The organism is Paenisporosarcina sp. OV554 (assembly GCF_003058165.1).
Taxonomy (GTDB): domain Bacteria; phylum Bacillota; class Bacilli; order Bacillales_A; family Planococcaceae; genus Paenisporosarcina.
Genome location: NZ_QBUC01000067.1, coordinates 1 through 2,282, shown reverse-complemented (window position 1 = coordinate 2,282; position 2,282 = coordinate 1). Strand labels below are relative to the sequence as shown.

Here is a 2,282-nt window from a genome sequence, read left to right as displayed (position 1 = left end):
GATAGCTATCGGATGAAAAATAGACAGCATTTGTTTTCGGCAAAAGTGTAAAGGGGAAATTAGCGGAAAGTGTAAAATTCTACTTGACGGTTACACGGGGCAGATTAGTTGAATAAGTAAGATAAAAAATACATCAAAATTCACACACAATTCAAGTTCAAGAGAGCATAAGATTACGAATAATTTTCTTTTAGAAAGGTGGTTGAGAGTAAATATTGTAAAGGTAAAATGCACATAAATTCCTATCTTAAGGATTATGTGCATTGTGAATATTTGATATTTATGAATTTGTCTTTTCTGCCTCATAATAACCTAATTTATGGAAATTATAAAGTTGATTAATATGCTCCTTAGGATATGCTTCTAATAATTCAAGAATTTCTTTTGCAAATTCTAATGAAGCTGTTCCATTTGCTGTCACAATTTTCCCGTCAGAAACTGCTTGCTCTAGTACATAATTCATTTCATTTCTGTAGTTATCTTTTGCATAAGTTTTCAAATCATTAAGATCATTGCTTGTATGCTTTATTTCATTTAACCATCCATTGGCTCCCATAAAAACTGTTGCATCACATATTGCCCCTACTGGAATATCCATAGTAAGTGCCTTTTCCATTATTGGAATGACGTTATTGTTTAGTGGCTTACGCCAGGAGTTTCCCCCAATCAGTATTAAACCATAAAAGATTTCAGGTATACTTTTTAAGGTATAATCTGGAAGAACGTTTAATCCACCGATTGACTTTATAACACCCTCACTTACACTAACTATCTTAGTGATGTACTTGTCTGTATTATTTAAAAAAGCTGCTACATAAGACATTTCCCAATCAGCGAATTCCTCCAACACTACAATTAAAATCTCTTTTTTCTCAGTTTGGTTCATTCTTAATCCCTCCTAATTAAATTACAAAAATTTTATTAATTTGATACTGTCTTCAGTATATAATTTAATAGTGACAAATGATGACACAATTAGCAAAAGGGGAAAAATTTTGAGTAAGGCAATTAGATTAAATGAATTAAGGTTGTATATTAATCGAGTCAAAAAGTTTAAGGTAGATGATTTAGCAAAAGAATTTAATGTTTCAAGAAGAACGATTCTTAGGGATTTAGAAGAACTAAGTATTTTAGGGGTTCCATTAATTTCAGAGGTAGGAGCTAATGGAGGATATCAAGTTTTGGAAGAAAAAAATCTACTTGCTGTCTCTTTTACAAAAGAGGAAACTTTCTCTATCTTTTTTGCTCTTTTATCTTTAAAACATTTTATTAGCCTACCTTTTGAATCGGAATATAATTCAATCATAAAAAAATTCTATCTGAACTTAAACGGAAAGATGAAAGATGAAATTGATTTAATCAAAAATAAGATTGATTTCAAAATAGATAATCAGAGTAAAGAAAGTCCCCTATTAAAAGAGCTATTTATGGCGGCAATAGGAAATGAGCCGCTTTGGATTTCTTACTTGGGGGTTAAAAGAGACATTCAACCAATTGGATTATTTTCTCAGTATGGAAGATGGTATTGTCCTTCGTATTGTTATCTTAGGAAGGATTTTAGACTTTTTCGTTGCGATCGAATATCAGAGATCGGATTAAGTGCAAGAAATGACAAGATGAATCTAAAAGAAACCAATTTAAATGATATTATTAACATTTTAACAACAAAAAAAGAGTATGAGCTTATTGTGGAATTAACACCAGAAGGAGTAGAAAAATATAAATCTAATGTTTCGCTATATTATCAAATATCAATAGACAGTAAAGGTTATGGAGTCATTAAGGGTTCAATTAGTGAAACAGAAATTGACTTTTTGGCTGATTATTTCATACAAATGGGAAAGTATGCAAAAGTAGTTGAACCCATAGAGTTAAGAGCTGGAATAAAAAAGAAAATTTTAGTATTGAGTGATTTATACCCGTGATTTGGTATAGGAAACAATAATAAAGTCATTCATCTATACTCTTTTTGTTGAACTTATTCAACTAACGGGTGCTTTAGTTTAACAAGGATATACATTAGTAGGAGGATGTTGATTAATGAAAGATGTAAGAAACTTAATTCATACAAGGAAAATAGGTGTTATTGAATTAGATTTAAAGGCAGCAGAAGAAAAGCTTGGTGCAGTTTTCCCAGAGCAATATAAAGATCTTTTCAAGTTAGTTAATAATACGGAAATAGGTGAGTGGATACTTTATCCTATCAAAGACCACAGAAATCCTAAAAAGACTTGGGATGATATTGTTAGACAAAACACTGAAGTGAGAGAAGAAGATATATC

General features: G+C 30.7%; 3 protein-coding genes. 2 read left to right on the top strand and 1 reads right to left on the bottom strand.

What is annotated here, in order from left to right; all coding sequences use genetic code 11:
- Window positions 1–280: 280 nt before the first annotated feature.
- A complete protein-coding gene (locus C8K15_RS19925) occupies window positions 281–886 on the bottom strand; it encodes a DJ-1/PfpI family protein (protein WP_108588122.1) in 606 nt (201 codons plus the stop codon).
- A gap of 109 nt (window positions 887–995) precedes the next feature.
- Between C8K15_RS19925 and C8K15_RS19920 the strand changes: the two genes are divergently transcribed.
- Window positions 996–1,925 carry a helix-turn-helix transcriptional regulator gene (locus tag C8K15_RS19920; RefSeq protein WP_146173691.1) on the top strand — a complete coding sequence of 310 codons (930 nt, stop codon included), beginning with the start codon at window positions 996–998 and terminating at the stop codon, window positions 1,923–1,925.
- Window positions 1,926–2,040: 115 nt separating this feature from the next.
- On the top strand, window positions 2,041–2,282 hold a 242-nt coding region (locus C8K15_RS19915; protein WP_199224148.1), incomplete at its 3' end, for an SMI1/KNR4 family protein.

What these genes read in the sequence shown, in the direction of transcription:
- C8K15_RS19925 (WP_108588122.1), bottom strand. Translation starts at nt 886, where the DNA reads ATGAACCAAACTGAGAAAAAAGAGATTTTAATTGTAGTGTTGGAGGAA.